Here is a 26,707-nt window from a genome sequence, read left to right as displayed (position 1 = left end):
CATCCTATTGAGAGCATAGGGTAAATCATTGAAATCTCAAGATTATCGCTTTTCCGTGGCCCCGATGATGGACTGGACCGATCGCCACTGCCGCGTCTTCCATCGGCGGCTTTCGCGGCGGGCTCGGCTTTATACGGAGATGCTGACCACCGGCGCCGTCGTTCATGGCGACCGCGCGCGGCTGCTTGGGTTTGATGCGAGCGAGCATCTGGTGGCGCTGCAGCTCGGCGGTTCCGATCCGCGCGAGCTCGCGGCTGCGGCCCGGATCGGCGAGGATTTCGGCTATGACGAGATCAACCTCAATGTCGGCTGCCCATCCGATCGCGTCAAGGATGGCCGGTTCGGCGCGTGCCTGATGGCGGAGCCGGCGCTCGTTGCCGAGGGCGTCGCGGCGATGAAGCGCGCGGTGAGGGTTCCCGTCACGGTGAAATGCCGCATCGGGATCGACGACCAGGATCCGGAACTGGCGCTGGATACGCTGGCGCGCGGCGTCATCGAGGCGGGTGCGGATGTGCTGATCGTGCACGCCCGGAAGGCCTGGCTCAACGGCCTGTCGCCGAAGGAGAACCGCGACATCCCGCCGCTCGACTATGAACGCGTCTATCGGCTGAAAGCCGCCATGCCCCATGTTCCCATCATCATCAATGGCGGCATCGCGAGCCTCGACGAGGCGAAGCGGCACCTTGCCTATGTCGATGGTGTGATGCTCGGTCGCGCGGCCTATCAGGAGCCGTGGCGATTGCTGTCGGTCGACCCCGATCTGTTCGACGAGGCGGCGCCGTATACGACGATGCAGGAGGCGCTCGAAGCGATGATCCCCTATATCGAGGAGGAGCTCGCGCGCGGCAAAAGGCTGCATGCGATCACGCGGCATTTCGTCGGCGCATTCTTCGGCGTGTCGGGCGCGCGCGCCTTTCGCCGCCATCTCGCCGAGCATGGCACGCGGCCGGGCGCGGGCGCAGACGTGCTGCGCGAGGCGATCGCGCTAATTGGAAGCCGTGCGGCCGCGCCGATGGCGGCTTAGCACGTCGGGGTAGCCGGTCAGCATCAGCTTGTCGGCGCGCACGCCCCAGCTTTCCAGCCGATCCAGGAAGCTCATGCCAAGTAAATTCGTCTTCATCTGGCCGCGCGGCACCACCAGCGCCGGAATCGATTTTTCGACCAATTGACCGACGGCGAGGCGATCGAGCGTCAGCCGCGCCGCCTTGGTGTGGCCGCCGGCGGTTTCGAGATCGACGTTATATTCGAGCATCTCGATCGGCAGCCCGATCGCCTTCGCGGTCTCCCACGTCAACACCACCGAGGTGGCGCCGGTGTCGATCACCATCGGCGCGCTGACGCCATTGATCTTGGCACGCAGCGCGAACTCTCCGCCCTGTCCCCGCGGAATTTGCACGGCCGGGGCGGGCGCCACGATGTTTCCGCGCAGCATGTGCGAGACCTGGTGGCTCGCGCGGGCGATCTGTTCGGGATCGCCATAGGCGACGACCGCCCCTGCGGTCGCAACCAGCAGCAGCAGCACGAGGAGGAGGCGGCTCATGACACCACCTCCCGCCTCGAATGCATCAGGTGCGCTTTGGGTGTGCGTCCATGCGCTCCAGGCCCGCTTCCGCCATGCGCGCGGGCAACAGCGCCATCACGGCGTGGCGCTCGGCGCTCTCCATCTTGTGCCAGCGCGCGATCTCCGGCAGCGTCCGCCCGCAGCCGAAGCAGAGCTTGGTCCTGGGGTCCATCATACAGACTGCGATACACGGCGTTTCTTTGCTCATCCATCGATAGTGAAACGAATTCGATCGCGACCGCAAGCACCTCTACAATCCGGTGCCCGCACTCATGATCGGCTTGTGACGCCCCCTTTGCTTGTCGTCGGTCGAAGGAATCGAGGGTTGCGGCTGTAGCGGCGGTGCTTCCTCGGCCATCGGCGCCAGCGCCGACATCACGCGCTCCGGCGGGAAGGTCACGATCACCTCGGTGCCGATGCGCAGCTTGGATTTCAGCGTGAAGGTGCCGCCATGCAGGTCGATCAGGCTCTTGGCGATCGGCAAGCCCAGCCCCGCACCTTGTTCCGCCGACTTGATCGAGTTGGAGCCCTGGCCGAACGATGCCAGCACGATCGGAATCTCATCCTCGGCAATGCCGGAGCCGGTGTCCTTCACGCTGAGATATTGTCCGCCGGAGGCGGTCCAGCCGACCTTCAGCCAGATCTCACCGCCCTGCGGGGTGAACTTGATCGAGTTGGACAACAGGTTGAGCACGATCTGCCGCGTGGCGCGCTCGTCGACCCAGATCCGCGGCATGCCCTGCTCGAATACTTCGTGGATGGTGATGCCGCGGCTGGTCGCACGCAGCTTCAGCAGATGGTGGCAGTCGGCGACGACATGCACCAGCGAGACCGCTTCCTCGTTGAGCTCGTAGCGGCCGGCCTCGATCCGCGACAAATCGAGGATCTCGTTGATCAGATTGAGCAGGTGGACGCCGGAATTGTGGATGTCGGACGAATACTCCTTGTAGACCGGCACCGCATGCGCACCGAAGATCTCGCTCTTCATCACCTCCGAGAAGCCGAGGATGGCGTTCAGGGGCGTGCGCAGCTCATGGCTCATCTGCGCCAGGAAGCGCGACTTGGCGACGTTGGCGGCTTCGGCGCGGTGCCGCGCCTCGTCGGAGATCGCCTTGGACTGCTCGAGCTCGGCGATCAGCACATCCTTCTCGGCACGCGCCTGCAGCGTGGCGAGCGTGGTCGAATGCAGGCGGTGGGCCAGCAGCGCGAAATAGCCCTCGGCGCCGAGTGCGAGCAGCGCGAACACGTAATTGTCGAAGGAGCCGCTCAGCACAAAGCTGACCGCGATCGCAATCGTCACCGGCGCCGTGGCCGCCAACGCCGCGATCGGAAGGCTGGCCGCGAGCATGCTGGAGACCGCGATCACCAGCAGCATCAGGAACATCATCAGCGCATTGGAGGCGGCGTCCGTGCCTGCGGGGTGGGTGAGGATCACCGTCCAGAACAAGCCGTAGAGCAGGTCGAGCAGCACGAAGCGCGTCCGCCATTTGCGCGTCGCGGCAGGCGAGGGGGACTCCTTCAGGAACCTGGCGCAGGTTTTCACCGTCGCGGCATGAACGCCGAGTATGCCGATGGTCCAGGCGGCCGCCATGATCGGGTCCCGCCATGCGCCGAACAGCACGCCGGTGGCGATCACCAGCAGCATCACGACGTAGGATGCCGAGATTCTCGTTTGGGCGTATTGGCGGAGCAGTTCGGTGTCGAAAGCGGGGCGGGTCCCGCTGGTTGATGTTAACCGATCCCGCGCCTCCCGCACCCGCTGAGCTGCGGCGCGGCGACTGTTGACCGGCGCGGCAGCCTGGGGCTCGGCCGGCAGCTGGACAACTTCAGGCTTTTCCGCGGGATCACTCATTAACAACACAAGATCCTGCCCGCGAACCGCGCGGGCTTTTGCATTGTCTATCTCTCGCGCCAAATCATTAAGCGATGACTTAGAAAGCTAAAGAATCTCGTTAACGAGAGGTTAAATTAACCTTTGGCCTTGCGCAGGAATGCACCTCAAACCTCCCCTTGAAAAGGGGAGCTCGGTTTGCGCTGAAAGCGCAAACCGGGTGGGGATCATCTCTCTCCACGAACGCCTGCGCCGGCGGCTGACCCCCACCCCAACCTTCTCGTTTCAGGGGCAGGGCTATCGCATATGAAATAGAATCTGGTGGGCGGTTCCTTCGTTGCCCATCCTTCGAGACGCCCGCCTTTGGCGGGCTCCTCAGGATGAGGTCTGATTTCGCGGCGGAATCTTAGACCCTCATGGTGAGGAGCGCCGCTTGCGGCGCGTCTCGAACCATGAGGCCCGCCTCGTTCACAGCAGCGCGCGGCGTTAACGCTCCAGCCGCGCGAGCAGGCTCGAGGTGTCCCAGCGCTTGCCGCCCATCTTCTCGACCTCGGAATAGAACTGATCGACCAGCGCGGTCACCGGCAGGTTGGCACCGTTGCGGCGGGACTCCGCGATGCAGATCGAGAGATCCTTGCGCATCCACTCCACCGCGAAACCGAAATCATATTTGCCGTCGTTCATGGTCTTGTAGCGGTTCTCCATCTGCCAGGATTGCGCCGCGCCCTTGGAAATCACGTCGATCACGGCTGCGACATCGAGCCCCGACTTCTTGGCGAAGTGGATGCCTTCGGAGAGGCCCTGCACCAGGCCGGCGATGCAGATCTGGTTGACCATCTTGGTGAGCTGGCCGGAGCCTGCCGGTCCGAGCCGCTGGCACATCCGCGCATAGGCCGTGATGATGGGCTCGGCGCCGGCATAGGCGTCTTCCTTGCCGCCGCACATCACCGTCAGCACGCCATTCTCGGCGCCGGCCTGTCCGCCGGACACCGGGGCGTCGACGAATTTGAATCCGGCCTTGGCGGCGGCGGCATCGAGCTCGCGCGCGACTTCAGCCGAAGCCGTGGTGTGATCAACGAAGGTCGCGCCCTTCTTCATGCCGGCGAACGCGCCGTCCGCGCCGATCGTGACCGCGCGCAGATCGTTGTCATTGCCGACGCAGCACATCACGAAGTCCTGGCCTTCGGCCGCGGCCTTCGGCGTCGGCGCCGCGCGGCCACCGAATTTCTCAACCCAGGCCTGCGCCTTTGCCGGCGTCCGATTATATACCGTCACCTCGTGGCCCCCCTTCTTCACGAGATGTCCTGCCATGGGGAAACCCATCACGCCGAGACCGAGAAAAGCGACTTTAGCCATGTCTGCTACCTTGTTTCTTGCCTGGTTATCTTGGATCTGCCGGCGACATTGGACGGGCCGGACGGTGTTTTTCAGGCGGGGGAGGCCGCACCATAAACGCTGCGCCGCGGAGGGCAACGCTCGTCTGACTGACATATTCCTAAGAGCGTGATCCGGAAAGCTGGAAACCGGTATTCATGCGCAAACAAAGAGATGAGAGCATGATCCGACTCTGTCTATTCGGATCATGATCCATTGTTTTTGTGTGTTATGATAACTTACCGACAAACCTCACAAAAATGGGAGTGAGACATGGGCGCAAGCGTAGGCGTGCTCGATCATTTCAACATCCGCACCCGGAAACTCGCCGAAACCGTCAAGTTCTACGAGGACGTGTTAGGCCTGGAGAAGGGCGCCCGGCCGAATTTCGCCTTTCCCGGCGCCTGGATGTACAGCGAGGGCAAGCCGGTGGTTCACCTCGTGGACATATCGCCGACGGATGAGCCGCAGAAGCCGGACTCCGGCGTGGTCCATCATGTCGCCTTCGTCAGCCGCGGGTTCACGGCGATGCAGCAGCGCCTGCAGTCCAAGGGCATGAAGTTCGATTCCCGGCAGGTTCCGGGCGGTGACCTCTGGCAGATCTTTGTGCACGATCCCAATGGGGTGATGATCGAGCTGAACTACGAAGTCGCCAAGGAACAGGGCGCCGACGCCCCTGCCGAGCGCGCCGACGACATTGGCGGCAGGTAGGAACCTGTTCGGGCACGGTGTGAACTGCAGAATCTATTGTGTTGGCACAGCTACCCTTTTCTGCCGATCCGTCATATCTGTGACCTCAACATGAAGATCTTCGGCAGGAGAGCGGCCGTGAGTGTTACGCAGCAACAGGTTCTGGAGCAATTGGCGGGCGTGACGTCGCCACGCGGCGTCGCGTTGACCAATGCCAACGTGCTGTCGCCGATCACGGTCAGCGACGGCAAGGTGTTCTTCTCGATCAATGTCGATGCCGCGGAAGCGCGCGCCTGGGAAAGCGTGCGTGCGCAGGCTGAGAGCGCCGTGCGCGCCATTCCGGGCGTCACCGCGGCCATGATCGCGCTGACGGCCGAGCGCAAGCCCGGCACCGCGTCGCCACCGCCGCACCGTCACGCTGGCGGCGGGGTCGCGCCGGCCTCGACGCATCGGCCGCCGCAGGGCGCGCCGTCGCCGATGTCGCGGCAGGCCGAAATTCCCGGGATCGCCGCGATCATCGCGGTGGCCTCGGGCAAGGGCGGTGTCGGCAAATCGACCACGGCGCTCAACCTCGCACTCGGCCTGCGTGATCTCGGTCTCCGCGTCGGCCTGCTCGATGCCGACATCTATGGCCCCTCGGTGCCGCGGCTGACCGGCATCCGCGAGAAGCCCGCGCTCAACGACGACAAGAAGATGATCCCGATCACCCGCTTCGGGCTTTCGATCATGTCGATCGGCTTCCTGGTCGAGGAGGATACCGCGATGATCTGGCGCGGCCCGATGGTGATGTCGGCGCTCACGCAGATGCTGCGCGACGTCGCCTGGGGCACGCTCGATGTGCTGGTGGTCGACATGCCGCCCGGCACCGGCGATGCCCAGCTCACGCTGGCGCAGAACGTGCCGCTCAAGGGCGCCATCATCATCTCCACGCCGCAAGACCTGTCCCTGATCGACGCACGACGGGGCCTCGCCATGTTCAGAAAGGTTAACGTGCCCGTGCTCGGCATCGTCGAGAACATGAGCTATTTCCAGTGCCCGCATTGCGGCACGCGGTCGGACATTTTCGGCCATGGCGGCGCCCGCCACGAGGCCGAGCGGCTGGGGGTGCCGTTCCTGGGCGAAATCCCTCTCCATATGGCGATCCGCACCACCTCGGACTCCGGTAATCCGGTGGTGGACAGCGAGCCGGACGGGCCGCACGCGGCGATTTACCGCGCAATCGGGGCCAAGGTCCGCGACCAGCTCCGAGGTGTGATCGCCGCCGCCTGACGGCCGTTTGGCCCGCTATTTCCCCTTGCGGCTTGCGACTTTCGTCCAGTCCCGTCATGCCAATGTCGCGTTTTCGTGGGCCGCCATCCGTGTTAAAGGGCCCCGCCAGAGCGCCCCGGAGCCCGAGGATTCGCCCGCCCGGAGGAGATGCTTTTGGGGACAAATGGGAAACGCCCCGCAAGGAGATGCCTTAAGATGAAGCGTCGTGACTTTTTGAAAGTTTCTGCGGCCGGTGCGGCCGCGACCGCGGTTGCCGCGCCGGCGATCGCGCAGTCCTCTCCCGAAATCAAGTGGCGTTTGACCTCGAGCTTTCCGAAGTCGCTGGACACGATCTATGGCGGCGCCGAGCAGCTGTCGAAATACGTCGCCGAGATGACCGACAACAAATTCCAGATCCAGGTGTTCGCGGCCGGTGAAATTGCTCCTGGCCTGCAGGCGCTGGACTCGACCTCGACCGGCACCGTCGAGATGTCGCATACGGTTGCCTACTACTATGTCGGCAAGGATCCGACCTTTGCGATCTACGCCTCGGTCCCGTTCGGCCTCAATGCGCGGCAGCAGAACTCCTGGTGGTACCAGGGCGGCGGTGAGCAGCTCGGCAACGAGTTCTTCAAGAAGTTCAACGTGATCGGTTTCCCCTGCGGCAACACGGGCACCCAGATGGGCGGCTGGTTCCGCAAGGAGATCAAGACGGTTGCCGACCTCTCGGGCCTCAAAATGCGCATCGGCGGCATCGCCGGCCAGGTCCTGCAGAAGGTCGGCGTGGTGCCGCAGCAGCTTGCCGGCGGCGACATCTATCCGGCGCTGGAAAAGGGCACCATCGACGCCGCCGAGTGGGTCGGCCCCTATGACGACGAGAAGCTCGGCTTCCAGAAGGTCGCGAAGTACTACTACTATCCGGGCTTCTGGGAAGGCGGCCCGACCGTCCACGCTTTCGTCAACCTCGAGAAGTGGAACGCGCTGCCGAAGAACTATCAGGCGATCCTCGCCAATGCGACGGCGAATGCCAACACCTGGATGGCCGCGCGCTACGACCTGCAGAATCCGACCGCGCTGAAGCGGCTGGTTGCCGGCGGCACGCAGCTCCGCCCGTTCACCAACGAGGTGCTGGAAGCCTGTCTGAAGTCGACCAACGAATTGTGGAGCGAGATCTCCGCCAAGAACCCCGACTTCAAGAAGTCGATCGACGCGATGCAGGCCTATCGCTCCGACGAATATCTGTGGTGGCAGGTCGCCGAATACACCTACGACAGCTTCATGATCCGCTCGCGCACCCGCGGCTGATCAGAAGCAGTAGACGAACAGCCCGGTCCCCATGTGGGGCCGGGCTTTTTTGCGCGCCGATGTCCTGGGTTTAAGCGGTCGCTCCAGCTCGAGGGGGAGGCTATGCGCCATGGCCTCCCGTCGTCCGCCTGAAGTGCAGCGCTGCCCGGGTTATGGATTCGCTTCGCTCGGGCGAGGAGTCGGCGCTGCAGCCTGCACCTTCATCGGCGCCGTCTCGGGCATCAGGCTCATCGCGATCAGTCCGACGACGGCCGCAAGCAAGAGGTACCAGGCGGGCGCCAGCGGATCGCCTGAAACATGGAGGAGCCACGTCACCACGAGCTGCGCGGTGCCGCCAAAGCTTGCGATCGCAACCGCGTAGACGGTGGCGAACACGCCGCCGCGGATCTGTTGGGGCAGCGCCTCGGTGAAAGTCGCATAGAAAGCGGTGAACGGCAGCGATCCGATCAGCGAGAGCGCGCCGAAACCGAACAGCAGCGACCATGCGCCGGGTGCACCGGCGATCCAAAGGAAGATCGGATAGGTCAGCGCGAGCGCGACAAGCTGCGGGTAGATCATGACCGGCTTGCGACCAACGAGGTCGGCGAGCCAGCCTCCCAGCAGCGCGCCTGCGATCCCAAGACCATTGCTGACGAGCGAGGTGGCGAAGGCCAGAGACGGCGCCACATGGAGCGTGTTCTGCGCATAGGTGGTCATGTATTGCGTCACATAGGTCGAGATCGTGCCGCTCGCCAGGATCATCAGCGCCAGCACGATCAGGCGGACGTGCCGGCCCGCCAGCGTGAGATGGCCCGAGCGTTCGGTGGGCCGCGCGCCGCTGTCATCCTGCGGGATCGTTTCCGGCAGCGTCCGGCGCATCCAGAACCCGAACGGCAGGCATACGACTCCGAGCAGGAACGCCACGCGCCAGCCGTAGGATTGCAGCGCCTCCGGCGTCATCGTCCTGCTCAGGAGGAAGCCGACCAGTGCGCCCGTGGTCGCGGCTATCTGCTGGCTCGTCGGCTGCCACGAAACCACCAGCGCCCGGCGTTCGGGCCGCGCGATTTCCAGAAGATAGGCCGTCGTCGGCCCGACCTCGCCGCCGAGCGCAAATCCCTGCAGCATGCGCGCCACGATCACAATGATCGGCGCCGCAATGCCGATGGTGTTGTAGGACGGCGTGATCGAGATCGCCAGGATCGCGCTCCCCATCAACGCAAAGCTGAGCAGCATGGCCGGCCGCCGGCCGACACGATCGGAATAGATGCCAAGCACGATCCCGCCGATCGGTCGCGTGACAAAGCCCGCGCCGAAGGTCGCGAGCGACAGCATCAGGCTGCCATACTCGCCTTGCGTCGGGAAGAACGTGTGCCCGATCTGTATGGCGAAGAAGCTGTAGGTGATGAAATCATAGAATTCGAGCATATTGCCGATCGTGGCGGCAAAGGCTGCGCGTTTCACGCCGAACTCTTTGGTCTCCTCAACGGCAAGCGACAATCGCACCTTCCCTGAGCGATTCAATGGTGAGCATTATTCGTCCTCTCGCGAGTACTTACAACGCATCGGGAACGTCCTTCTGCCATGCGCGCATCGCAGCCGCGGTCACTAGTTCGAGATGGACGGCTGTTAGCCGCCCAAAAAAATGTCGGTACAACCCGACGCATATCAGCTTGCCGTCTTCTCGGGCATGATTTGCAGCAACGGCGCGGGCCCTATCGAAATCTGGCCCGTGAATGGCCGATCATGAGTGGCAATCAGCAAAACCGAGGTTGCCGCTCCGGTCGCGAACAGCCACATCGCGATTGCTGATCCCAACCGATTATCGCAGTGAACGAGGGCGATCACCAGCAACTCGCATATGGCCTGCAGGTAGAGGCACAACCACTTGACCGAATTGACTTCTGACTGGCTGACGATGATCCGTTGTCTTCGTGCGTCCAGCGCGGACTGCAAGGCTGTGATGATTTCGCGTTGCGCCGTCTGCTGGCCTGCACCTTGCGCCGAGATCGAAACGACGAGCTGCAGCACCTGGGCGAGAGCGGGGGGATCCACCGTTAGCGAAGCAGTTTTGCGCGCCATCATTGGCCATTCGACGGCTACTGTTTGCTCGACGTAGTCACGAACGAGGCTGCGCAAGCGCGTCTCCTGCTCTGCAGGCAAACCGCCAGCGAGAAGGATGACCGCTCGCAGCGAACTGGCTTCGCGGCTTACCGCCGAGCTGGCGCGATCACTGTCACTCCAGACCTGCGACGCGGTGAAGGCAACAAACAGGCCGAATATGATGCCGAGTACCGGCAACATGCCGGGAGAGACCGACTTGAATGAAGCTGTTCGGCCCTTGGTCGATACTATCGTAACGCCCGCGAAAATCAGCATCGCAAGAAGATAGGTGAAGGCGAAGATGGCGAGCGCCATCCACGGCACCGAAAGATTGTGTAACCAGTCGCTCATCCGCGTTTCCCCACCAGTATACTAAGCTCGCGCTGCAAATTTGTGGCCACTCGCCTGGCCTCAACGCGGCACGATCGGCCCGATTTTGCATCCGCGTCTGAAGCCGAAGGATAGCATTTCTTTCTCGGCTCTATCACAACTTGAAATGTGGCTATGGTGCAGTTATGCTGGTTATCGTTCTTTGACGTTGATGTTTCCGACTGTCAGGGGCTTTTGATGCTCCGCGGGTTTTTGTCTGATGCCGGATGAAACCAAGCCGATAATTGATTTGCTTGTCGCTCATCCTGGCGCAGCTGCCACGCTCTTGGGATCCGTCGTTGCGTCATATGGCGCCGTACTTGCGGCAGGTTGGCGAGCGGCCAGCTATCTCAACAAGCGAGAGACAGACGATTACAAGAGGCAAATTGGCTATCTCGTTTCCGAACATCAGCGAGATCTGGATCGTCTTACGAAACAAGCTGGCGCGGGGGCACTGGTCGATGAGCAGTTTCCGAGCATTAGTGAACTGGAGCCGACGGATGTGCCGATCGGTCTCGGTCCAACCGCAGAGCATCACAGAGACTTCAACATTGTGCTTGCACAGACGCTGCCCGCGTCGCTCTGGACTTTCAAGAGATCAACTCTCAAAGAGATCTTCTCTGAATGGTTTGGTTCGAGCCTGATGGAAGACCCGCACCTGAGCGCTGGATATGAACTCGTCGCCGGCGAAGAAGAAAAAATGTGCCTGCTATGGAAAGGCACCGGGGAAGTATCGATCGACGATAGCCACGTGCTGAAGCGGATGTACCCATTTGTCATCGTGCGCTCGATCCGCCACGGGGCCGGGGCCGACCCGACGACCGAGGAATTGCTCAACTTCTTCGATTGGCTCCGAATGTGGGACAAGGCAATGCCTGATGCCAGATTCGAAATTCAAAAGATGCATCGGACGCAGAATAAGGCGTATCTTCGCGGCTACTTCAGATTCAGCGGACTCACGATCGCAGGCAATCCGATGAAGCCAGCCAAGAAATATGACGAATACTTTCTCATGCGTCAGATTTTTGTGGCCCGATCTGACATGTATACGACGATCGTCGCAACCGGACTCCCCAATCGTGAGCTTGTTACCGATCCTTACTACCAGCCGCTCAGAAAATGGTGGGAGGCGCTCAGACTCGTCAAGGCTCGTGGTCCATAGCGATGGGCGCTTAAGCGGACGTACCCGAACGGCAGGCATACGACTCCGAGCAGGAACGCCACGCGCCAGCCATAGGATTGCAGCGCCTCCGGCGTCATCACAACGCGTCGGGTAGTCCCTCTGCCATGCGTTCATCGCAGCCGGTCCAAAGCAATAAGATCACTCTGACAGTGCCGCCACTCTCCGTCGGGAAAAAACTTGCTGGCGATTTCATAAAAGCACGAATCTGCCAGAACAGGCCTTGTGCATTCGCTAAACCGAACAGCACATCCGATGCCGGCGTTTGCGGCGGCGCCGAGAAGATCGCAAACCCGCGAATCTTGCGGCACATGAATGTTGCCTGTTCGAGGCCCGGGTTCACCTTTGGAATCGAAACTCAGTAAGTTATCCCGCGGTCCGCATCGATGTGGCGAGGACCGGCCCCATGCACTGCTGCACCTCGTCCGGCACGTCATAGTCGCGAATGAGAGTACGGCTGTCGCGCAGGCCGCACGCCTCTCGCTGCACCACGAACATCCAGAGCGCGTGGCCGGCCTCAGTCACCAGGGCGCGCCGTGCCTGCCGCGCTGGCTCCGGTGCACCCGAGCGGTGATGGGCGGCATCGAACTCCCGCAGCCTGGCGAGCGCCTTCTCCAGCGCGCGCCCAATCCGCCCGAGCGCAACGGCCTGCTCTTGGGCGATCTCATAGTCGAGAACGTCGACGGGGACCCGATGAAGGCGAAAATCGCGGGACATCGCTTATATATAGCGCCGCACAGGTCGCAGGCGCAACGAGGCACCCTAATCCAGCAGCCTGTACTGGATGATGTAGGCGGCCGCTCCGGCGAAATAGCCGAGCAAAGCGAGGCCGCTGATGCGCCGGACGTACCAGAAGAACTGGATCTTCTCCAAGCCCATCGCGGCGACGCCGGCCGCCGAGCCGATGATCAGGATCGATCCGCCGGTGCCGGCGCAATAGGCCACGAACTCCCACAGGAAGCTGTCAGGCGGATATTGCGTCAGGCTGTACATGCCCATGGCCGCCGCCACGAGCGGCACATTGTCGATCACGGCGCTGACCAGGCCGAGTGCAATGACGATGATGTCCTCGCGCCCGAACGCGGCCGCCAGCCAGTTGGCCAGCATGGCCAGGACATGGGTGTGCTCGAGCGCCGCGACCGCCAGCAATATCCCGACGAAAAATACGATCGAGCCCATGTCGATCCGCGTCAGCGCGTGGAGGAGGGTGAGGTGCTTCTTTTCATCTTCCTCCTTGTGTCGATGGATCAGCTCTCCAACCATCCAGAGGATGCCCAGTCCAAAAAGGATTCCCATGAACGGCGGCAGGTGCGTCACGGCCTTGAAGGCGGGCACCGCGATCAAGATGCCGAGGCCCAGGTAGAACATCAGGTTGCGTTCGAACATGCTGGTGCCGGCGGTGCCGCGCCCCCGCGTGCTTAGCGCCGGGATTTCCTTGTTCCTCAGCAGATAGCTCACGACAAAAAGGGGAACGACGAGGTTGATCAGCGAGGCCAGGAAAACGCCCTTGATGATCGCAAGCGGGGTGATCTGTCCGCCGATCCACAGCATCGTCGTGGTGACATCGCCGATCGGCGACCAGGCTCCGCCGGCATTGGCCGCGATCACGATCATGGAGGCGAAGAACAGGCGGTCGCTCGGGTGATAAAGCAGCTTCCGCATCAGCGATATCATCACGATCGTGGTCGTCAGATTGTCCAGGACCGCACTCAGGAAGAAAGTCACGAAACCGACCAGCCATATCAGGCTGACTTGCTTCTTGGTGCGGATCAGTGAGGTGATGACCTCGAAACCGTTATGGGCGTCGATCACTTCGACGATCGTCATCGCGCCGAGCAGGAAGAAGACGATCTGGGCGGTTTCGGAGACGGATTCGTTGAGCTGCTTGTCGATCAGCGCCGGATCGCTGCTCCCGACGGCATACAGCGTCCAGAGCAGTCCCGCGCCCAGCAAGGCGGAGGCCGATTTGTTGATGCCGATCGGGTGTTCCAGCGCGATCGCGGCGTAGGCGACAACGAAGGTCGTAATGATTGCGGCTAACAAGAACCTAACCCTCTAAACCAGCCGTTCTGCAGGCGATGGCTATCCGCCGTGATCTCCCGGACAGGGCAAAGCCGAATCAGTTTTTGGGCTGTCCGAAATCGAGCGGCGGCAATTCTATCTGCGGAATCTCGATCTTGACGGAGTTCGGATCGACGGTCGAGGCGGCGCCTTTGTAGTGCATCACCATTGCCGGGAACATGATGACCAGGCCCACCATGATGATCTGGATCACCACGAACGGCACCGCACCCCAATAGATCTGGCCCGTTGTCACCGGCTCCATGCGCTTGCCGGTGACGCGATCGGTATAGGTCTCCTTCGGCGCAACCGAGCGCAAATAGAACAGCGCAAAGCCGAACGGAGGATGCATGAACGAGGTCTGCATGTTGACGCCAAGGATCACGCCGAACCAGATCAGGTCGATGCCGAGCTTCTCTGCCGCGGGCCCGAGCAGCGGGATCACGATGAAGGCGAGTTCGAAGAAGTCGAGGAAGAAGGCGAGGACGAAGACAATGGCATTGACGACGATCAGGAAGCCGATCTGACCGCCGGGCAGAGACGTCAGGAGATGCTCGACCCAAACGTGCCCGTTGACTCCGTAGAAAGTCAGCGAGAAGACACGGGCGCCGACCAGGATGAACACCACGAAAGCCGACAGTTTCGCAGTCGATTCCACGGCTTGGCGAATCAGATCCCAGCTCAAGCGGCGCTTGATGGCACCGAGAATGATCGCGCCCGCGGCACCCATCGCGCCGCCTTCGGTCGGTGTGGCAAGGCCGATGAAGATGGTGCCGAGCACCAGGAAGATCAGGAACAGCGGCGGGACCATCACGAACGTGGTCTGCTGCGCCATCGCCGAGAGGAAGCGGAAGCCTGTGAGCTTGTCGACGATCCAGTTCAGGACCGCGACGAAGAACGCGAACAGGATGCCGTAGAGCATGGTGAGCACGACATAGTCCGCGCCGGTCACGGTGGAGCCCCGCATCATGAGCCAGCCGAACGCGCAGCTTGCGATGAACAGGACGCCGAGCGACCACAGCCCGCGGCCGCCGTTCTTCTCGCGGAAGCCAATAGCTTCCACAGGAAGGCCGGGCGTCGCCTTGGGGAACAACATCGAGATCAGGAACGCGTAGGCGGCATAGAGGCCGGCAAGCACGAGGCCTGGAATGAACGCGCCTTCGTACATGTCGCCAACCGACTTGCCGAGCTGGTCGGCCATCACGATCAGCACCAGCGAAGGGGGGATGATCTGGGCCAGCGTGCCGGAGGCCGCGATAACGCCGCTGGCTACTCGTCGGTCGTAGCCGTAACGCAACATGATCGGCAGCGAGATCAACCCCATCGAGATCACGGAGGCGGCGACGACACCGGTGGTGGCAGCAAGCAGGGCGCCGACGAAAATGACGGCGTAGGCGAGGCCGCCGCGGACGGTGCCGAACAACTGGCCAATCGTATCGAGCAGATCCTCGGCCATGCCGGATCGTTCGAGCACCAATCCCATGAAGGTGAAGAAGGGAATCGCCAACAGCGTGTCGTTGTTCATCACCCCGTAGACGCGTTCGGGCAGCGCCTGCAGGAAGTCGGGGTGGAATTGTCCAAGCTCGATTCCAACGACAGCGAAGATGAGTCCAACGGCGCCCAGCGAAAAGGCCGCGGGATAGCCGAGCAGGAGCGTGATGACCAGCGCCGCAAACATGATAGGCGCCATGTTGTCGATGAGAAAGGCTGTCATCCAAAATCCTCTGCGATCGCCTGCAATCAGCGCTTTTCGATCGCTTCAATGACGTGTTCGACTTCCGCCTCCAAGGCATTCACCTGCGTGTCGTGCGGATCCGGAATGAGGCCGCGCATCACGGCGATGCGCTTGATCAGCTCGGATATGCCTTGGACCAACAGAAAAGCGAATCCGATGACGATCAGCGACTTGGCCGGCCACTGCGGCAGGCCCCCGGCATTGCCGGATTGCTCATTGAGCTCGTAAGAGCGCATGAAGAAGGGACCGCCGGTGATGATCATGACGATACAGAGCGGCATCAGGAAAAACGCATGACCGACGACGTCGATGACGTTGCGCACCTTCTTGGGCAGCGTGTTGTTGATGATATCGATCCGGATGTGCTCGTTGTCGAGCAAGGTCCAGGGCGAGCACAACAGGAACACGACACTGAACAGCACCCATTGAAGCTCGAGCCAGGAGTTGGAGGAGGTATCGAGCGTCTTGCGGACGACGGCGTTGACCGCCGAAATGACCACCGCGACCAGGATAAGCCATGCCAGGCGCTTGCCGGTCCAGCGTGTGAACGCGTCAATGCCACGGCTCAATTTCAAGAGCGATTGCAACCGGTCATCCTCCCCGTTTTGGAGCTTCTGCAGTCTTGACCGCGCCCGGCAGGCGCAGTGGCTTATCCAGCCAAGCTAGCGTGAAGCCCGCCGCACCAAACCAGCGGTCGGAGCCGGCGTCAATCGGAAGTTTGTTGATATTGAAGGGGAATTGGCGGTGCGGTAGGCGGATCGCCCGTCCTGCGCCGGTCAGGGATTCGGGAAGGAACTGGCTAGATCGGTCCTACCGTCCTGTTATTGTTTCGGCGTAGGACCCAATTCCAGCGGCGGCAGGTCGATCTGCGGCACCTCGATCTTCACCTTGTTCAGGTCGACGTCGAGCGGCTTCTCGAGCAGGGCGGTCACCGTGATCGGGAAGGCGATCACCAGCGCAACCATGATCGCCTGCAATCCGATCCAGGGCATCGCGCCCCAATAGATGTCGGAGCTCTTCACCTCCTTCGGCGCCACGCCGCGCAGGTAGAACAGCGCGAAGCCGAACGGCGGGTGCAGGAACGAGGTCTGCATGTTCACGCAGAGCATGACGCCGAACCAGATCAGCGCCGCGTCGGGCCCGACGACAGGTGCCAGGATCTTTTGTGCAACCGGCGCGATCATCGGCAGGATGATGAAGGCGATCTCGAAGAAGTCGAGGAAGAAGGCCAGGAAGAAGATAAAAAGATTGATGAAGATCAGGAAACCCCAGACGCCGCCGGGCAGCGAGGTCAGATGGTGCTCGAGCCAGACGCCGCCGGACACGCCGAGGAACACCACCGAGAAGCAGGTCGAACCGATCAGGATGAAGGTGACCATGCTGGTGATACGCATGGTCGTCTCGTAGCCCTGCTTGATCAGGTCGCGCAGGTCGGGAATGCGCACCGCTTCGAGGCAGATCCAGACCACCGCAAGGTAGGTGATGGCGAACAGGATCTTGAAGACCAGGTTCTCGCTGTAGAGGATCGCGACGATGGTGCCGATGCCTGCGGCAATGACGCCGGCGATCAGGGCCTTGTGGCCGGCCGAGCTGAATTCCTTGTGATGGATCGCGGCGAGCACGATGGCGCCGACCGCGCCCATGGCGCCGGCTTCTGTCGGCGTCGCAAGGCCCATCATCATGGTGCCGAGCACAACGAAGATCAGCACCGCCGAGGGGATGATGCCGAGCAGGCACTTCTTCCACAGTGCCCAGCCGGCCAGGGTGCGCGCTTCCTTTGGCACCGCCGGCACGTGGCTTGGCTTGATGATGCCGAGCAGGAAGGTGTAGCCGGCGAACAGCAGGATCTGGAAGATCGACGGCCCCCAGGCGCCGAGATACATGTCGCCGACCGATTTGCCGAGCTGGTCGGCGAGCACGATCAGGACCAGCGACGGTGGCACCAGTTGCGTAATGGTGCCGGAGGCCGCCAGCACGCCGGTGATGTAGCGGATGTTGTAGCCGTAGCGGATCATCACCGGCATCGAGATCAGCGCCATCGCGATCACCTGCGCTGCCACCGTGCCGGTGATCGCGCCCAGGATGAAGCCGACGATGATGACGGAATAGCCGAGGCCGCCGCGGATCGGGCCGAACAACTGGCCCATCGAATCCAGCATGTCCTCGGCAAGCCCGCATCGTTCCAGGACCGCACCCATGAAGGTGAAGAAGGGGATCGCGAGCAGGAGCTCGTTGGATAGCACGCTGCCGAAGATGCGGCCCGGGATCGCCTGTAGGAAGTTGAAGTCGAAGAAGCCGAGATAGATTGAAAGGAATCCGAACGAAAGCCCGACTGCGGCCAGCGTGAACGCCACGGGATAGCCGATCAGCATGGCAATGATCATGCCGCCGAACATCAGTGGCGGCATCATCTCCAGCGTAATCATTGGGTCGGCCTCTCGTACTTGGCGTCGATCGTTACATAGCCCTGCAGCGCGGCGACGCGCTTGATCACCTCTGAGACGCCTTGTAGCGCCAACATCACGAATCCCGCCGGAATGACGAACTTGATCGGCCAGCGGACCAGGCCGCCGGCGTTGCTTGAGAACTCACCGACCACATAGGACTGATAGAAGAACGGCCAGGACAAATAGGCGAGCAGCAGGCAGGCCGGAATCAGGAAGCACAGCGTGCCGATCAGGTCGAGCCAGAGCTGACCGCGCTCGGACAGCATGAGATAGAAGATCTCGACCCGGACATGCTCATTGCGCTTGAAGGTGTAGGACGCGCCGAACATCACGAGGACGGCGAACATGTACCACTGCGCTTCAAGCCAGCCATTCGAGCTGTAGGAGAAGGCGTAGCGGATCATCGCGTTGGCGGCGCTGACGATACAGGCCAGCAGGACGAGCAGGTTGCAGATATAGCCGATCTTCTCATTGAGCCGGTCGATGGCTGTACTCAATGCCAGCAAAGGGCGCATCATGGTCTCCGCCGCCGCGCCAAACGCGCGCCGATTGTCTCAATGAGTATCGCTACGCCACCGCGCCAACGCGCGTGGTGCCGCAGCTCACCTGTACGAGGGATTGCAATGCCAGTCCTCCCCGTTGGTGTGCTTCTGCCGTCTTGGGTTGCACCGGATGGGGCAGCGGCCTGTCGGGCCGAGCTGGCGTGAAAGCTGCCGCACCATTTCAGCGCGGATTGGTGACGTCAATCGGAAAATGGGCAAATTGACGCGGGGGCAAGCCGCGTATGGGCTTGGTGAATCCCGGACCGATGGGGAGCTTTAGCGACGGGCTGGCGGGCCGAGGCAAGGGCGGCCTCAACCGCCGGTGACGCTCATATGTCGGCTGACGCTGGGGCGGTTGTGGCGGCGGTCGATGATGAAATCATGCCCCTTCGGCTTCAATCCGATGGCGCGGTCGATCGTGGCGGACAACAGCTCGTTATCTGCCGACGCACGCAGCGGTTTGCGTAAATCGGAGGCATCCTCGTGGCCCAGGCAGGTGTGCAGCGTGCCGGTGCAGGTGATGCGCACCCGGTTGCAGGATTCGCAGAAATTGTGGGTCATCGGCGTGATGAAGCCGAGCTTGCCGCCGGTCTCGCTGACCCGGACATAGCGGGCAGGGCCGCCGGTGCTTTCGTCGAGATCGGTCAACGTGAACTGCTTTTCGAGCCGGGCGCGGAGAAGCGACAGCGGCACATACTGATCGATGCGCCCGGCGCCGATGTCGCCCATCGGCATCACCTCGATCAAGGTCAGGCCCATGCCCTTGCCGTGCGCCCACTCCATCAGCGCGGGGATCTCGTCCTCGTTCATGTTCTTGAGCGCCACCGCGTTGATCTTGACCGCAAGCCCCGCGGCCCGCGCCGCCTCGATGCCGGCCAGGACCTTGTCGATGTCGCCCCAGCGCGTAATGCTGCGGAATTTGTCGGCATCGAGCGTGTCGAGCGAGACGTTGATGCGGCGCACGCCGCAATCGGCGAGTTCGCCGGCAAAGCGCGCGAGCTGCGAGCCGTTGGTGGTCAGCGTCAACTCATCGAGCGCGCCGCTCCCAAGATGCCGCGACAGCGAGCGCACCAGCGACATCACGTTGCGCCGCACCAGTGGCTCGCCGCCAGTAAGGCGGAGCTTGCGCACGCCCTTGGCGATGAAGGCCGAGCACAGCCGGTCGAGTTCTTCCAGCGTCAGGAGATCAGCCTTCGGCAGGAAGGTCATGTCCTCCGACATGCAGTAGAAGCAGCGCAGATCGCAGCGGTCGGTGACGGAGACACGCAGGTAGCGGATCGTCCGGCCGAACGGATCGGTCATCGGACGGAACAGGGATTCGGAAGGGGGCAGCGTAATCGCGCTCATTCACACGCCTTGCTCGGCGGAGCCGGACGAAAGGGAAGTGGCGCTCCGCTAGCACAATCTAGGCAGCTTGCCACCGTCCGACAATGCGTTCTGCAAAGGGTGCAGTGCGAACGTGCAAATTCGAGCGATGTGGACGCCGGTTCGCGCCGAGAAAAAGAAGCCAGGGTTTCGGTTCTGATTCAATCAGAACCGAATAGGCTCTAGCGCTGCACCGGCGCATTCGGATCCGGGAACGGCGTGCCTGCGGCGGCAGCAGCCGGTTCGGCCGCGGGTGCCGCAGCGGTCGGTTTCGGCCGCTTCGGCCGCGACTTCCGTGCTCTCGGCGGCGGAGCCGCGGGTTGCAGTTCCGCCACCACAGGATTGGGATCGACCACGGTTGACGCCGAAGTGGTGAGGTCCCCGGGGTTGCGGACGATCGTGACCGGAACCGTGGCCGGCTGATACTTCGGCAGGTTGAAGGTGACCGAGAAGCCGTTGTCGGGCGTGGCCACCGAGACGGTGCAGGGCGTCTTGCAGCCCGGTCCGACCGAGGTCACCGCGTCCGCGCCCGGAGGCGTCGATTCGAGCTGGACCTGGACCGGCGACGGCGCCGACTTGAAAGAATCCCATGAGAACGACGAGCAGCCGGCCAGGCTTGCCCCGGCGACGGCAATCGCGATGACACGACGCATATTGATCCACCTAACTGTGGCTGAGAGCCACAATCCCCGGCCGGACCATAGGAGCGTCAAAACTGCGGCGCAACAGCGCAGGGCGGATTCGCTAAGTGATGGTTAACTCGGTCCGCCGGTGTTGCAATAAAGCAACGTAATCTCAATGCGTTACGAGATATTCACCGTCTTCACGAGACTGTCCACAGCCGCCGGCAGTTCGCGCATATGGCCGATCAGCCGGTCCGGCTTCAGTTCGGCGATAGGTATGTCGGTATAGCCGAATTCGACGCCAATCACCGGGATACCGGCCCGTCGGGCGACCCCGACATCCGGCCCGGCATCGCCGACCATCACTGCTGAGGAGAGCTGTCCGCCGGCCTGCGCCACCGTCTGCCGGAGGATCGCCGGGTCCGGTTTCGAGACCCCGAAGGTGTCGGCGCCGCAGATCGCCGCAAAGCGCCCACTCAAGCCGAGTTCATCGAGCAGGAGCTTGGACAGGAACTCGAGCTTGTTGGTGCAGACCGCAAAGCGAAACCCCTGCGCGGCAAGGTCGTCCAGCGCGGTTTCGAGGCCTTCGAACGGGCGCGATTCGTTGGCGATATGGGCGGCGTAATAGTCGATGAAATCCTTGGTCAGCCGGCTGATGTCATCGGTGGTGGTCTGGCGGCCCTCGAGCTCGAGCGCCCGCTCGATCATTCGGCGTGCGCCGGCGCCAATCACCATGCGCGCCGATTGCAGCGGCACGGGGGCCATGCCCTCGCGGTCCAGCACGTAATTGAGCGCACTGATCAGGTCGGGAGCGGTATCGACGAGGGTACCGTCGAGATCGAAAACGACAATGCCGGGAGAGTTCATCAACCCTTGGCTATCGTTTCCGGCGCCGTCATGCAAGAGAAGAGGCAGAGGAACGTAAGGGAGGCCGCCCATGCGCGAACTTGCCGGCAGAGCAGCCTTTGTCACGGGCGGAGCCAGCGGCATCGGCCTTGCGCTTGGTCGCGCGTTCGCAGAAGCCGGCATGAAGGTGATGCTTGCCGACATCGAAGCGGAAGCGCTGGACCGAGCCGTCAAGAGTCTGGCCGAGTTCGGTCCAAACGTCAGAGGCACGATCTGCGATGTCGCCGATCCCGCAAGCGTCGAGGACGCCGCCGGCGCCGCGTTCGATGCCTTCGGCAACGTCCACATCCTCTGCAACAATGCCGGTGTGGCCGCCGGTGGTGGCATCGATGCGATTTCGCTCGAGAGCTGGCGCTGGGTCATCGATGTCAATTTGATGGGCGTCGTGCACGGCATCGCAAGCTTCCTGCCGCACATGCGCCAGCACGGCGAGGGCGGCCACATCGTCAACACCGCCTCGATGGCCGGGATGAACAGCGGGCTCGGCTTCAGCCCTTACTCGGCAACGAAATTCGCGGTCGTGAGCATGTCCGAGGGACTGGCCCTGCGGCTCAAGCCGCTCGGCCTCGGCGTCAGCGTGCTGTGCCCGAGCTTCGTGCGGACCCGGATCGGCGAGAGCGGACGCAATCGCCCTTTGCGCTACGGTCCGGCACCCGCGCTCGATCCTGACAGTCCGGCCGCCACCATCGTCGCAGAGATCGCGCGGCAGTTGGAGGCCGGCATCGATCCGGCCGATGTTGCCGCGCGCGTCTTGGCCGCCATACGGGAAGACCGGCTCTATGTATTCACCCATCCCGGCATGCGGGCCCAGGTGGAGGCGCGGTTTGCCGCGATCCTGGCTGCGATGGACGAGGTTTCCGGTTAATCTTTCGGTTGAGCACGAAGCATGTGGTCGCCTGAAGAAAGCGTGGAAAAACAGTGCGCTGGCGCCCGATCCTGATCGAATATTAAAACTGCAGTCGGCGGCCGGCCAAGGCGCTATTGGCGCTGTCCCTGCGCGCAAAAGGCGGCTAGATATGCGCCCGCCGGAGCGGGGGGATGGCGCCGCCCGCAAGTCCCTGAAAACCAGTCCTTGGGAAATCTCGCACGTGGACATGGACGGATTGAAACGACAGGCCGCCGCGCGTGCCCTTGATGAGGTGCGCGACGGCATGAAGCTCGGGCTCGGCACCGGCTCCACCGCCAAGCATTTCGTCGACCTGCTCGGCGAGAAGGTGCGCGGCGGCTTGAAGGTCGTGGGCGTGCCGACCTCCGAGGCGACCCGCGCGCAGGCGCAAGCCTGCGGCATTGCCCTGACCACGCTGGACGAGATCGACCATCTCGATCTCACGGTTGACGGTGCCGACGAGGTCGATGCCGCGCTCAATTTGATCAAGGGTGGCGGCGGCGCGCTGCTCCGCGAGAAGATCGTGGCGGCCGCATCCGATCGCATGATCGTGATCGCCGACGACAGCAAATGGGTCGATGCGCTCGGCCGTTTCCCGCTGCCGATCGAGGTGATCCCGTTCGGCCTCGCGGCGACCAGGGCCGCGATCGCCAAAGCCTTTGCGGAAGCCGGCGTTGCCGGGCAGTTGGTGCTGCGGACGGCCAAAGACGGCCACGTTTTTGTCACCGATGGTGGCCACTGGATTGTCGACGCCCATCTTGGACGGATAGAGGATGCGCCGCGCCTGGCCGGGCTGCTGAGCGTGATCCCGGGCGTTGTCGAGCACGGGTTGTTTATCGGCCTCGCCGGCACGGTCGTGCTGGCGGCCGCGCAGGGAATTCGCGTTGTTGAGCGGCGCTGACGCCGTAAATTCGGGGAGAATTGGAATGACGAGCTTTGTACGGATTTTGTCGGCCACGGGCCTTGGATTGGCTGTGGCCCTGACCGCCGTATCGGTGAGCGCGCAGCAGAAGGCGCCGGCTCCCGCGGCGGCGCCGGCGCTGAAGGAAGGCTCGCCCGCGGCGATCGCGGCGGCGAAGGAAATCCTCAAGATGAAGAATGCGGCCGCGATGTACGCCAACGCCGTTCCCAACATCGTGCTGCAGACCAAGGAAAGCCTGCTGCAGTCCAATCTCAACTACCAGAAGGACCTCAACGAGGTCGCCACCATCGTCGCCAAGAACCTGGCCGGCCGCGAGCAGGAGATCGGCGACGGCATGGCCAAGGTCTATGCCAACGAATTCACCGAGCAGGAACTCAAGGACCTCGTCACCTTCTACAAGTCGCCGCTGGGCCAGAAGCTGCTCGCCAGCGAGCCGCGGGCAATCCAGTTCTCGATGTCCTATATGAACCAGTGGGCGCAGCAGTTCGCCGAGATTGTGAACGCCCAGTTCCGGGCCGAGATGCGCAAGCGCGGCAAGGAGATCTAACTCCTCTGGTCTATAGGGATATGGAGCGCCATGGCTGAATACGACGTCGATCTGTTCGTCATCGGGGGCGGTTCGGGCGGGGTTCGCGCCGCGCGTATCGCCGCCAGCCATGGTGCCAAGGTCATGGTCGCCGAAGAGTACCGGATGGGCGGTACCTGCGTGATCCGCGGCTGCGTGCCGAAGAAACTGTTCGTGATCGGCTCGCACGTCCAGCAGGAGATCGAGGATGCCGCCGGCTTCGGCTGGACCATCCCGCAAGCCTCGTTCGACTGGCCGGCGCTCGTTGCCAACAAGGACAAGGAGATCGCGCGGCTGGAGGCGGCCTATACCACCAATGTCGAGAAATCCGGCGCGCACATCGTCAAGACCCGGGCGGTGTTCGAGGATGCGCACACGCTGCGCCTTGCGACCGGTGAGACGGTCAAGGCCAACTACGTGCTGATCGCGACCGGCGGCGCGCCCAACCATGGGCTCGTGATCCCTGGCCTCGAGCACGTGATCTCGTCCAACGAGGCGTTTCACCTGCCCGAATTGCCGAGACGCATCGTGATCCAGGGCGGCGGCTACATCGCGCTGGAGTTCGCCGGCATCTTCGCCGGCTTCGGCTCCGACGTCACCGTGATCTACCGCGGCGACAACATCCTGCGCGGCTTTGACGAGGACGTCCGAGAGCATGTCCGCGCCGAGATGGAGAAGCGCGGCATCACCATCCTGACCGGGTGCACCGTCACCAAGGTCGATCGTCACGGCAAGGAGTTCACCACGCATCTGTCCAATGGATCGAGCCTCGCCTCCGAGAAGGTGATGTTCGCGATCGGGCGCCATCCCAACGTCGCCAATCTCGGCCTGGAGAAGGCGGGCGTCGCCATCAATCCGAACAATGGCGGCATCGCGGTCGATGCGTGGTCGAAAAGCTCGGTGCCGAACATTTACGCCATCGGTGACGTCACCCATCGCCACAATTTGACGCCGGTCGCGATCCGCGAGGGCCACGCCTTTGCCGACACCGTGTTCGGCAAGCGCCCGGTCCAGGTCGATCACACCAGCATTCCGACCGCAGTGTTCTCGCAGCCGGAAGTTGGCGCCGTCGGCCTGACCGAAGCCGAGGCGCGCGCGCAGTTCAGTCATGTCGACATCTACAAGACCAGCTTCCGGCCGATCAAGGCGACGATGTCCGGCCGCGACACCCGCGTGCTGATGAAGCTCGTGGTCGACGGCGTGAGCGACCGCGTGCTCGGCTGTCACATCGTCGGCGATTGCGCGGCCGAGATCATCCAGGCGGTCGCGATTGCCGTGAAGATGAAGGCGACCAAGGCCGATTTCGACTCGACCTTCGCGCTGCATCCGACCGCCGCCGAAGAGCTGGTCACGATGCGCACGCCAACCGCGCGCTACGTCAGACAGGCCGCGGAGTAGAGCGGGTCAGCGAAGCGTGACCCGCCATTTGCTCTATCCTTACTGCACAAAACTGCGCACCGCCCACAGCCCCACGAACAGCGCCCCGACCGAGCAGGCGAACGATACGGCCACATAAAGCAGCGTGAGGCCGAGCTGGCCGCGCTCATAGAGTAGTGCCGTGTCGAGCGAGAACGAGGAGAAGGTGGTGAAGCCGCCGAGAATCCCCGTGGTCAGGAACAGACGCCAGGTCTGCGTGGCCTCGCCGCGAAACGCAAAATAGCCGGCAAGCACGCCCATTACCAGCGAGCCGACGACGTTGACTGTCAGCGTGCCATAAGGGAAGCCGGTCCCAAGCGCGCGGGCGGTCGAGAGATTGACGCCGTGACGCAGCGCGCCGCCGATACCGGCTCCGACGAAGACAAGAATGTAGCCTAGCATGTACTTTGCCGCCTCTTTTCGTGTTGAGGCAGCAAAAAACCCGCTATCAGCGGGTTTGAAACCATGCTCCCGCCGCAGCGAGGCTTGCCGCCTCACTCAGCAGGAGTCATCAGCCCACGACGGGCGGGTATCGGGGACTCCATCCCCATCTGTCATGACAGGCTAACACATGATGGACGCCGGTCAAGAAAGCTTCCTCCGGCCGTCCCGCGTGAGCATGTCCATTAGCGCCGGTGACAGCCCGGCGTTCTCATCCGAACCGGCCGGTGAGGAAGCGCTCGGTCTGCTGCTGCTTCGGGCTGACGAAGATATCCTGCACGGTTCCGAACTCGATCAATTCGCCGAGATACATGAAGCCGGCGAAGTCGGAGACCCGCGCCGCCTGCTGCAAATTGTGCGTGACGATGACGATTGCATGATCCTTCTTGAGCTCGTCGATCGTGTGCTCGATCTTCGCCGAGGAGATCGGATCGATCGACGAGCAGGGCTCGTCCAGCAGCAGCACTTCGGGCTTCGCCGCGATCGCACGCGCAATGCTCAGCCGCTGCTGCTGGCCGCCCGAGAGGTCGAAGCCGTAGCGCAACAGATCGTCCTTCACCTCGTCCCAGAGCGCCGCCTTGCGCAGCGCCGCTTCGACCAGTTCGCCCATCTCGCCCTTGGTGACCTCGCGCTGCAACCTGATGCCGAACGCAATGTTGTCATAGACCGTCATCGGGAACGGCGTCGGCTTCTGGAACACCATGCCGATCCGCGCCCGCAATTGGTACACGTCGACATGTCCAAGGATATCCTGGCCATTGAAGAGGATCTCTCCTTCCGCGCGCTGGCCGGGATAGAGGTCATGCATGCGGTTGAGCACGCGGAGCAACGTGGACTTGCCGCAGCCCGAGGGACCCATGAACGCCGTGACGCATTTGTCGTAGATTGGCACCGTTACATTGCGCAGCGCCTGATTGCCGTCCTCGTAATGGAAGTTCAGGTTCCTGATGCTGATCTTTTCGGCCGTTCGACTGCTCACGCGTTTGCCATTGACGATCGCCGACATCGCCTGCCTTGCAGTTTCCGGCTGCTGTCCGGCTTTGCCAATGGGTACGAAATTCGTTGCGGTAACGGGCGACATTACGGGGCTCCCACATTGTTGGCATCTTCCCGCCTTCGGCCTGAAGATTAGCCCAGCTGCGCTCGCTCACCTTTGATGTC

At 62.6% G+C, this 26,707-nt stretch carries 27 protein-coding genes and 1 riboswitch; of the genes, 9 read left to right on the top strand and 18 right to left on the bottom strand.

Annotation, left to right across the window (positions count from 1 at the left end; translation table 11 throughout):
• Positions 1-28 precede the first annotated feature (28 nt).
• Positions 29-1,024: a tRNA dihydrouridine(20/20a) synthase DusA gene (gene dusA, locus I6F35_RS36090; protein WP_225122386.1), complete on the top strand. Its 996-nt coding sequence runs from the start codon at positions 29-31 to the stop codon at positions 1,022-1,024.
• On the opposite strand, the gene I6F35_RS36085 is transcribed toward dusA, so the two are convergent.
• The 4 genes from I6F35_RS36085 to I6F35_RS36070 all read right to left on the bottom strand — a co-directional run bounded on the left by I6F35_RS36085 (position 986) and on the right by I6F35_RS36070 (position 4,748).
• Entirely contained in the window at positions 986-1,540 is a 555-nt protein-coding gene (locus I6F35_RS36085) for a TIGR02281 family clan AA aspartic protease (protein ID WP_225122385.1), read from the bottom strand. The genes dusA and I6F35_RS36085 overlap by 39 nt on opposite strands.
• Before the next feature lie 25 nt (positions 1,541-1,565).
• Positions 1,566-1,769 (bottom strand): DUF1289 domain-containing protein, encoded by a 204-nt coding sequence (locus I6F35_RS36080; protein ID WP_225122384.1) that lies wholly within the window; start codon positions 1,767-1,769, stop codon positions 1,566-1,568.
• 42 nt (positions 1,770-1,811) lie between these two features.
• Positions 1,812-3,413, bottom strand: a complete 1,602-nt coding sequence (locus tag I6F35_RS36075) for a HAMP domain-containing sensor histidine kinase (RefSeq protein ID WP_225122383.1) — start codon at positions 3,411-3,413, stop codon at positions 1,812-1,814.
• Between the two features lie 465 nt (positions 3,414-3,878).
• The gene (locus tag I6F35_RS36070) at positions 3,879-4,748 is read right to left on the bottom strand and encodes an NAD(P)-dependent oxidoreductase (RefSeq protein WP_225122382.1); all 870 of its coding nucleotides are present in this window, start codon (positions 4,746-4,748) and stop codon (positions 3,879-3,881) included.
• A gap of 291 nt (positions 4,749-5,039) precedes the next feature.
• Between I6F35_RS36070 and I6F35_RS36065 the strand changes: the two genes are divergently transcribed.
• The 3 genes from I6F35_RS36065 to I6F35_RS36055 all read left to right on the top strand — a co-directional run bounded on the left by I6F35_RS36065 (position 5,040) and on the right by I6F35_RS36055 (position 8,009).
• Entirely contained in the window at positions 5,040-5,477 is a 438-nt protein-coding gene (locus I6F35_RS36065) for a VOC family protein (RefSeq protein ID WP_225122381.1), read from the top strand.
• Positions 5,478-5,594: 117 nt separating this feature from the next.
• Positions 5,595-6,725: an Mrp/NBP35 family ATP-binding protein gene (locus I6F35_RS36060; protein WP_225122380.1), complete on the top strand. Its 1,131-nt coding sequence runs from the start codon at positions 5,595-5,597 to the stop codon at positions 6,723-6,725.
• 195 nt (positions 6,726-6,920) lie between these two features.
• The gene (locus tag I6F35_RS36055) at positions 6,921-8,009 is read left to right on the top strand and encodes a TRAP transporter substrate-binding protein (RefSeq protein WP_225122379.1); all 1,089 of its coding nucleotides are present in this window, start codon (positions 6,921-6,923) and stop codon (positions 8,007-8,009) included.
• Positions 8,010-8,159: 150 nt separating this feature from the next.
• Here I6F35_RS36055 and I6F35_RS36050 read toward each other — a convergent pair whose 3' ends face one another.
• On the bottom strand, positions 8,160-9,485 hold the full coding sequence (locus I6F35_RS36050; RefSeq protein WP_225122378.1) for an MFS transporter: 1,326 nt from the start codon (positions 9,483-9,485) through the stop codon (positions 8,160-8,162).
• 168 nt (positions 9,486-9,653) lie between these two features.
• Positions 9,654-10,439 carry a DUF4239 domain-containing protein gene (locus I6F35_RS36045; RefSeq protein WP_225122377.1) on the bottom strand — a complete coding sequence of 262 codons (786 nt, stop codon included), beginning with the start codon at positions 10,437-10,439 and terminating at the stop codon, positions 9,654-9,656.
• A 238-nt stretch (positions 10,440-10,677) separates the two neighbouring features.
• Here I6F35_RS36045 and I6F35_RS36040 point away from each other — a divergent pair, with 238 nt between their 5' ends.
• Complete coding sequence (locus I6F35_RS36040) at positions 10,678-11,619, top strand: hypothetical protein (RefSeq protein ID WP_225122376.1); 942 nt, start codon at positions 10,678-10,680, stop codon at positions 11,617-11,619.
• Positions 11,620-11,716: 97 nt separating this feature from the next.
• Here the strand turns inward: I6F35_RS36040 and I6F35_RS36035 are convergent, their stop codons facing one another.
• The 10 genes from I6F35_RS36035 to gph all read right to left on the bottom strand — a co-directional run bounded on the left by I6F35_RS36035 (position 11,717) and on the right by gph (position 21,277).
• The gene (locus I6F35_RS36035; protein WP_225122375.1) at positions 11,717-11,950 is read right to left on the bottom strand and encodes a hypothetical protein; all 234 of its coding nucleotides are present in this window, start codon (positions 11,948-11,950) and stop codon (positions 11,717-11,719) included.
• Between the two features lie 53 nt (positions 11,951-12,003).
• Positions 12,004-12,354 carry a DUF6665 family protein gene (locus tag I6F35_RS36030; RefSeq protein WP_225122374.1) on the bottom strand — a complete coding sequence of 117 codons (351 nt, stop codon included), beginning with the start codon at positions 12,352-12,354 and terminating at the stop codon, positions 12,004-12,006.
• Between the two features lie 45 nt (positions 12,355-12,399).
• On the bottom strand, positions 12,400-13,680 hold the full coding sequence (gene nhaD / locus I6F35_RS36025; protein WP_225122373.1) for a sodium:proton antiporter NhaD: 1,281 nt from the start codon (positions 13,678-13,680) through the stop codon (positions 12,400-12,402).
• Positions 13,681-13,756: 76 nt separating this feature from the next.
• The gene (locus I6F35_RS36020; RefSeq protein WP_225122372.1) at positions 13,757-15,412 is read right to left on the bottom strand and encodes a TRAP transporter large permease subunit; all 1,656 of its coding nucleotides are present in this window, start codon (positions 15,410-15,412) and stop codon (positions 13,757-13,759) included.
• 26 nt (positions 15,413-15,438) lie between these two features.
• Positions 15,439-16,020, bottom strand: a complete 582-nt coding sequence (locus I6F35_RS36015) for a TRAP transporter small permease subunit (protein ID WP_225122371.1) — start codon at positions 16,018-16,020, stop codon at positions 15,439-15,441.
• Positions 16,021-16,254: 234 nt separating this feature from the next.
• Positions 16,255-17,859, bottom strand: a complete 1,605-nt coding sequence (locus I6F35_RS36010; protein ID WP_225122370.1) for a TRAP transporter large permease subunit — start codon at positions 17,857-17,859, stop codon at positions 16,255-16,257.
• Positions 17,856-18,395: a TRAP transporter small permease subunit gene (locus tag I6F35_RS36005; RefSeq protein ID WP_225122369.1), complete on the bottom strand. Its 540-nt coding sequence runs from the start codon at positions 18,393-18,395 to the stop codon at positions 17,856-17,858. The genes I6F35_RS36010 and I6F35_RS36005 overlap by 4 nt, the downstream gene beginning before the upstream one ends.
• A gap of 339 nt (positions 18,396-18,734) precedes the next feature.
• Positions 18,735-19,769 (bottom strand): GTP 3',8-cyclase MoaA, encoded by a 1,035-nt coding sequence (gene moaA, locus I6F35_RS36000; protein ID WP_225122368.1) that lies wholly within the window; start codon positions 19,767-19,769, stop codon positions 18,735-18,737.
• Between the two features lie 200 nt (positions 19,770-19,969).
• Complete coding sequence (locus tag I6F35_RS35995) at positions 19,970-20,440, bottom strand: hypothetical protein (protein ID WP_225122367.1); 471 nt, start codon at positions 20,438-20,440, stop codon at positions 19,970-19,972.
• A gap of 150 nt (positions 20,441-20,590) precedes the next feature.
• The gene (gene gph / locus I6F35_RS35990) at positions 20,591-21,277 is read right to left on the bottom strand and encodes a phosphoglycolate phosphatase (protein WP_225122366.1); all 687 of its coding nucleotides are present in this window, start codon (positions 21,275-21,277) and stop codon (positions 20,591-20,593) included.
• Between the two features lie 70 nt (positions 21,278-21,347).
• Between gph and I6F35_RS35985 the strand changes: the two genes are divergently transcribed.
• From I6F35_RS35985 to gor, 4 genes are all read left to right on the top strand, one after another.
• Entirely contained in the window at positions 21,348-22,181 is an 834-nt protein-coding gene (locus I6F35_RS35985; RefSeq protein WP_225122365.1) for an SDR family NAD(P)-dependent oxidoreductase, read from the top strand.
• 229 nt (positions 22,182-22,410) lie between these two features.
• Positions 22,411-23,103, top strand: a complete 693-nt coding sequence (rpiA, locus tag I6F35_RS35980; RefSeq protein ID WP_225122397.1) for a ribose-5-phosphate isomerase RpiA — start codon at positions 22,411-22,413, stop codon at positions 23,101-23,103.
• A 25-nt stretch (positions 23,104-23,128) separates the two neighbouring features.
• Entirely contained in the window at positions 23,129-23,671 is a 543-nt protein-coding gene (locus tag I6F35_RS35975) for a DUF2059 domain-containing protein (protein WP_225122364.1), read from the top strand.
• Positions 23,672-23,701: 30 nt separating this feature from the next.
• The gene (gene gor, locus I6F35_RS35970) at positions 23,702-25,087 is read left to right on the top strand and encodes a glutathione-disulfide reductase (protein ID WP_225122363.1); all 1,386 of its coding nucleotides are present in this window, start codon (positions 23,702-23,704) and stop codon (positions 25,085-25,087) included.
• Positions 25,088-25,126: 39 nt separating this feature from the next.
• On the opposite strand, the gene crcB is transcribed toward gor, so the two are convergent.
• Both crcB and pstB read right to left on the bottom strand, forming a co-directional pair.
• Positions 25,127-25,507 (bottom strand): fluoride efflux transporter CrcB, encoded by a 381-nt coding sequence (gene crcB / locus I6F35_RS35965; RefSeq protein WP_225122362.1) that lies wholly within the window; start codon positions 25,505-25,507, stop codon positions 25,127-25,129.
• 93 nt (positions 25,508-25,600) lie between these two features.
• A riboswitch (Fluoride riboswitch) is annotated at positions 25,601-25,663 on the bottom strand.
• A 94-nt stretch (positions 25,664-25,757) separates the two neighbouring features.
• Positions 25,758-26,552 (bottom strand): phosphate ABC transporter ATP-binding protein PstB, encoded by a 795-nt coding sequence (pstB, locus tag I6F35_RS35960; protein WP_225122396.1) that lies wholly within the window; start codon positions 26,550-26,552, stop codon positions 25,758-25,760.
• Positions 26,553-26,707 lie beyond the last annotated feature (155 nt).

Source organism: Bradyrhizobium sp. BRP22 (assembly GCF_020194175.1).
In the GTDB taxonomy this organism is placed as follows: domain Bacteria; phylum Pseudomonadota; class Alphaproteobacteria; order Rhizobiales; family Xanthobacteraceae; genus Bradyrhizobium.
This window is presented reverse-complemented; position numbering and strand designations above follow the sequence as displayed.

Excerpts from the sequence above, each read along its gene's own strand:
- I6F35_RS36005 (WP_225122369.1), bottom strand. The coding sequence starts at position 18,395 with ATGCGCCCTTTGCTGGCATTGAGTACAGCCATCGACCGGCTCAATGAG.
- rpiA (WP_225122397.1), top strand. The coding sequence starts at position 22,411 with ATGGACGGATTGAAACGACAGGCCGCCGCGCGTGCCCTTGATGAGGTG.
- I6F35_RS36035 (WP_225122375.1), bottom strand. The coding sequence starts at position 11,950 with ATGTGCCGCAAGATTCGCGGGTTTGCGATCTTCTCGGCGCCGCCGCAA.
- I6F35_RS36040 (WP_225122376.1), top strand. The coding sequence starts at position 10,678 with ATGCCGGATGAAACCAAGCCGATAATTGATTTGCTTGTCGCTCATCCT.
- crcB (WP_225122362.1), bottom strand. The coding sequence starts at position 25,507 with ATGCTAGGCTACATTCTTGTCTTCGTCGGAGCCGGTATCGGCGGCGCG.
- I6F35_RS35985 (WP_225122365.1), top strand. The coding sequence starts at position 21,348 with ATGCGCGAACTTGCCGGCAGAGCAGCCTTTGTCACGGGCGGAGCCAGC.
- I6F35_RS35975 (WP_225122364.1), top strand. The coding sequence starts at position 23,129 with ATGACGAGCTTTGTACGGATTTTGTCGGCCACGGGCCTTGGATTGGCT.
- I6F35_RS36080 (WP_225122384.1), bottom strand. The coding sequence starts at position 1,769 with ATGAGCAAAGAAACGCCGTGTATCGCAGTCTGTATGATGGACCCCAGG.
- gph (WP_225122366.1), bottom strand. The coding sequence starts at position 21,277 with ATGAACTCTCCCGGCATTGTCGTTTTCGATCTCGACGGTACCCTCGTC.
- pstB (WP_225122396.1), bottom strand. The coding sequence starts at position 26,552 with ATGTCGGCGATCGTCAATGGCAAACGCGTGAGCAGTCGAACGGCCGAA.
- I6F35_RS36065 (WP_225122381.1), top strand. The coding sequence starts at position 5,040 with ATGGGCGCAAGCGTAGGCGTGCTCGATCATTTCAACATCCGCACCCGG.
- I6F35_RS36045 (WP_225122377.1), bottom strand. The coding sequence starts at position 10,439 with ATGAGCGACTGGTTACACAATCTTTCGGTGCCGTGGATGGCGCTCGCC.
- I6F35_RS36020 (WP_225122372.1), bottom strand. The coding sequence starts at position 15,412 with ATGACAGCCTTTCTCATCGACAACATGGCGCCTATCATGTTTGCGGCG.
- I6F35_RS36085 (WP_225122385.1), bottom strand. The coding sequence starts at position 1,540 with ATGAGCCGCCTCCTCCTCGTGCTGCTGCTGCTGGTTGCGACCGCAGGG.
- I6F35_RS36030 (WP_225122374.1), bottom strand. The coding sequence starts at position 12,354 with ATGTCCCGCGATTTTCGCCTTCATCGGGTCCCCGTCGACGTTCTCGAC.
- I6F35_RS36070 (WP_225122382.1), bottom strand. The coding sequence starts at position 4,748 with ATGGCTAAAGTCGCTTTTCTCGGTCTCGGCGTGATGGGTTTCCCCATG.
- gor (WP_225122363.1), top strand. The coding sequence starts at position 23,702 with ATGGCTGAATACGACGTCGATCTGTTCGTCATCGGGGGCGGTTCGGGC.
- I6F35_RS36075 (WP_225122383.1), bottom strand. The coding sequence starts at position 3,413 with ATGAGTGATCCCGCGGAAAAGCCTGAAGTTGTCCAGCTGCCGGCCGAG.
- I6F35_RS35995 (WP_225122367.1), bottom strand. The coding sequence starts at position 20,440 with ATGCGTCGTGTCATCGCGATTGCCGTCGCCGGGGCAAGCCTGGCCGGC.
- moaA (WP_225122368.1), bottom strand. The coding sequence starts at position 19,769 with ATGAGCGCGATTACGCTGCCCCCTTCCGAATCCCTGTTCCGTCCGATG.
- I6F35_RS36055 (WP_225122379.1), top strand. The coding sequence starts at position 6,921 with ATGAAGCGTCGTGACTTTTTGAAAGTTTCTGCGGCCGGTGCGGCCGCG.
- I6F35_RS36010 (WP_225122370.1), bottom strand. The coding sequence starts at position 17,859 with ATGATTACGCTGGAGATGATGCCGCCACTGATGTTCGGCGGCATGATC.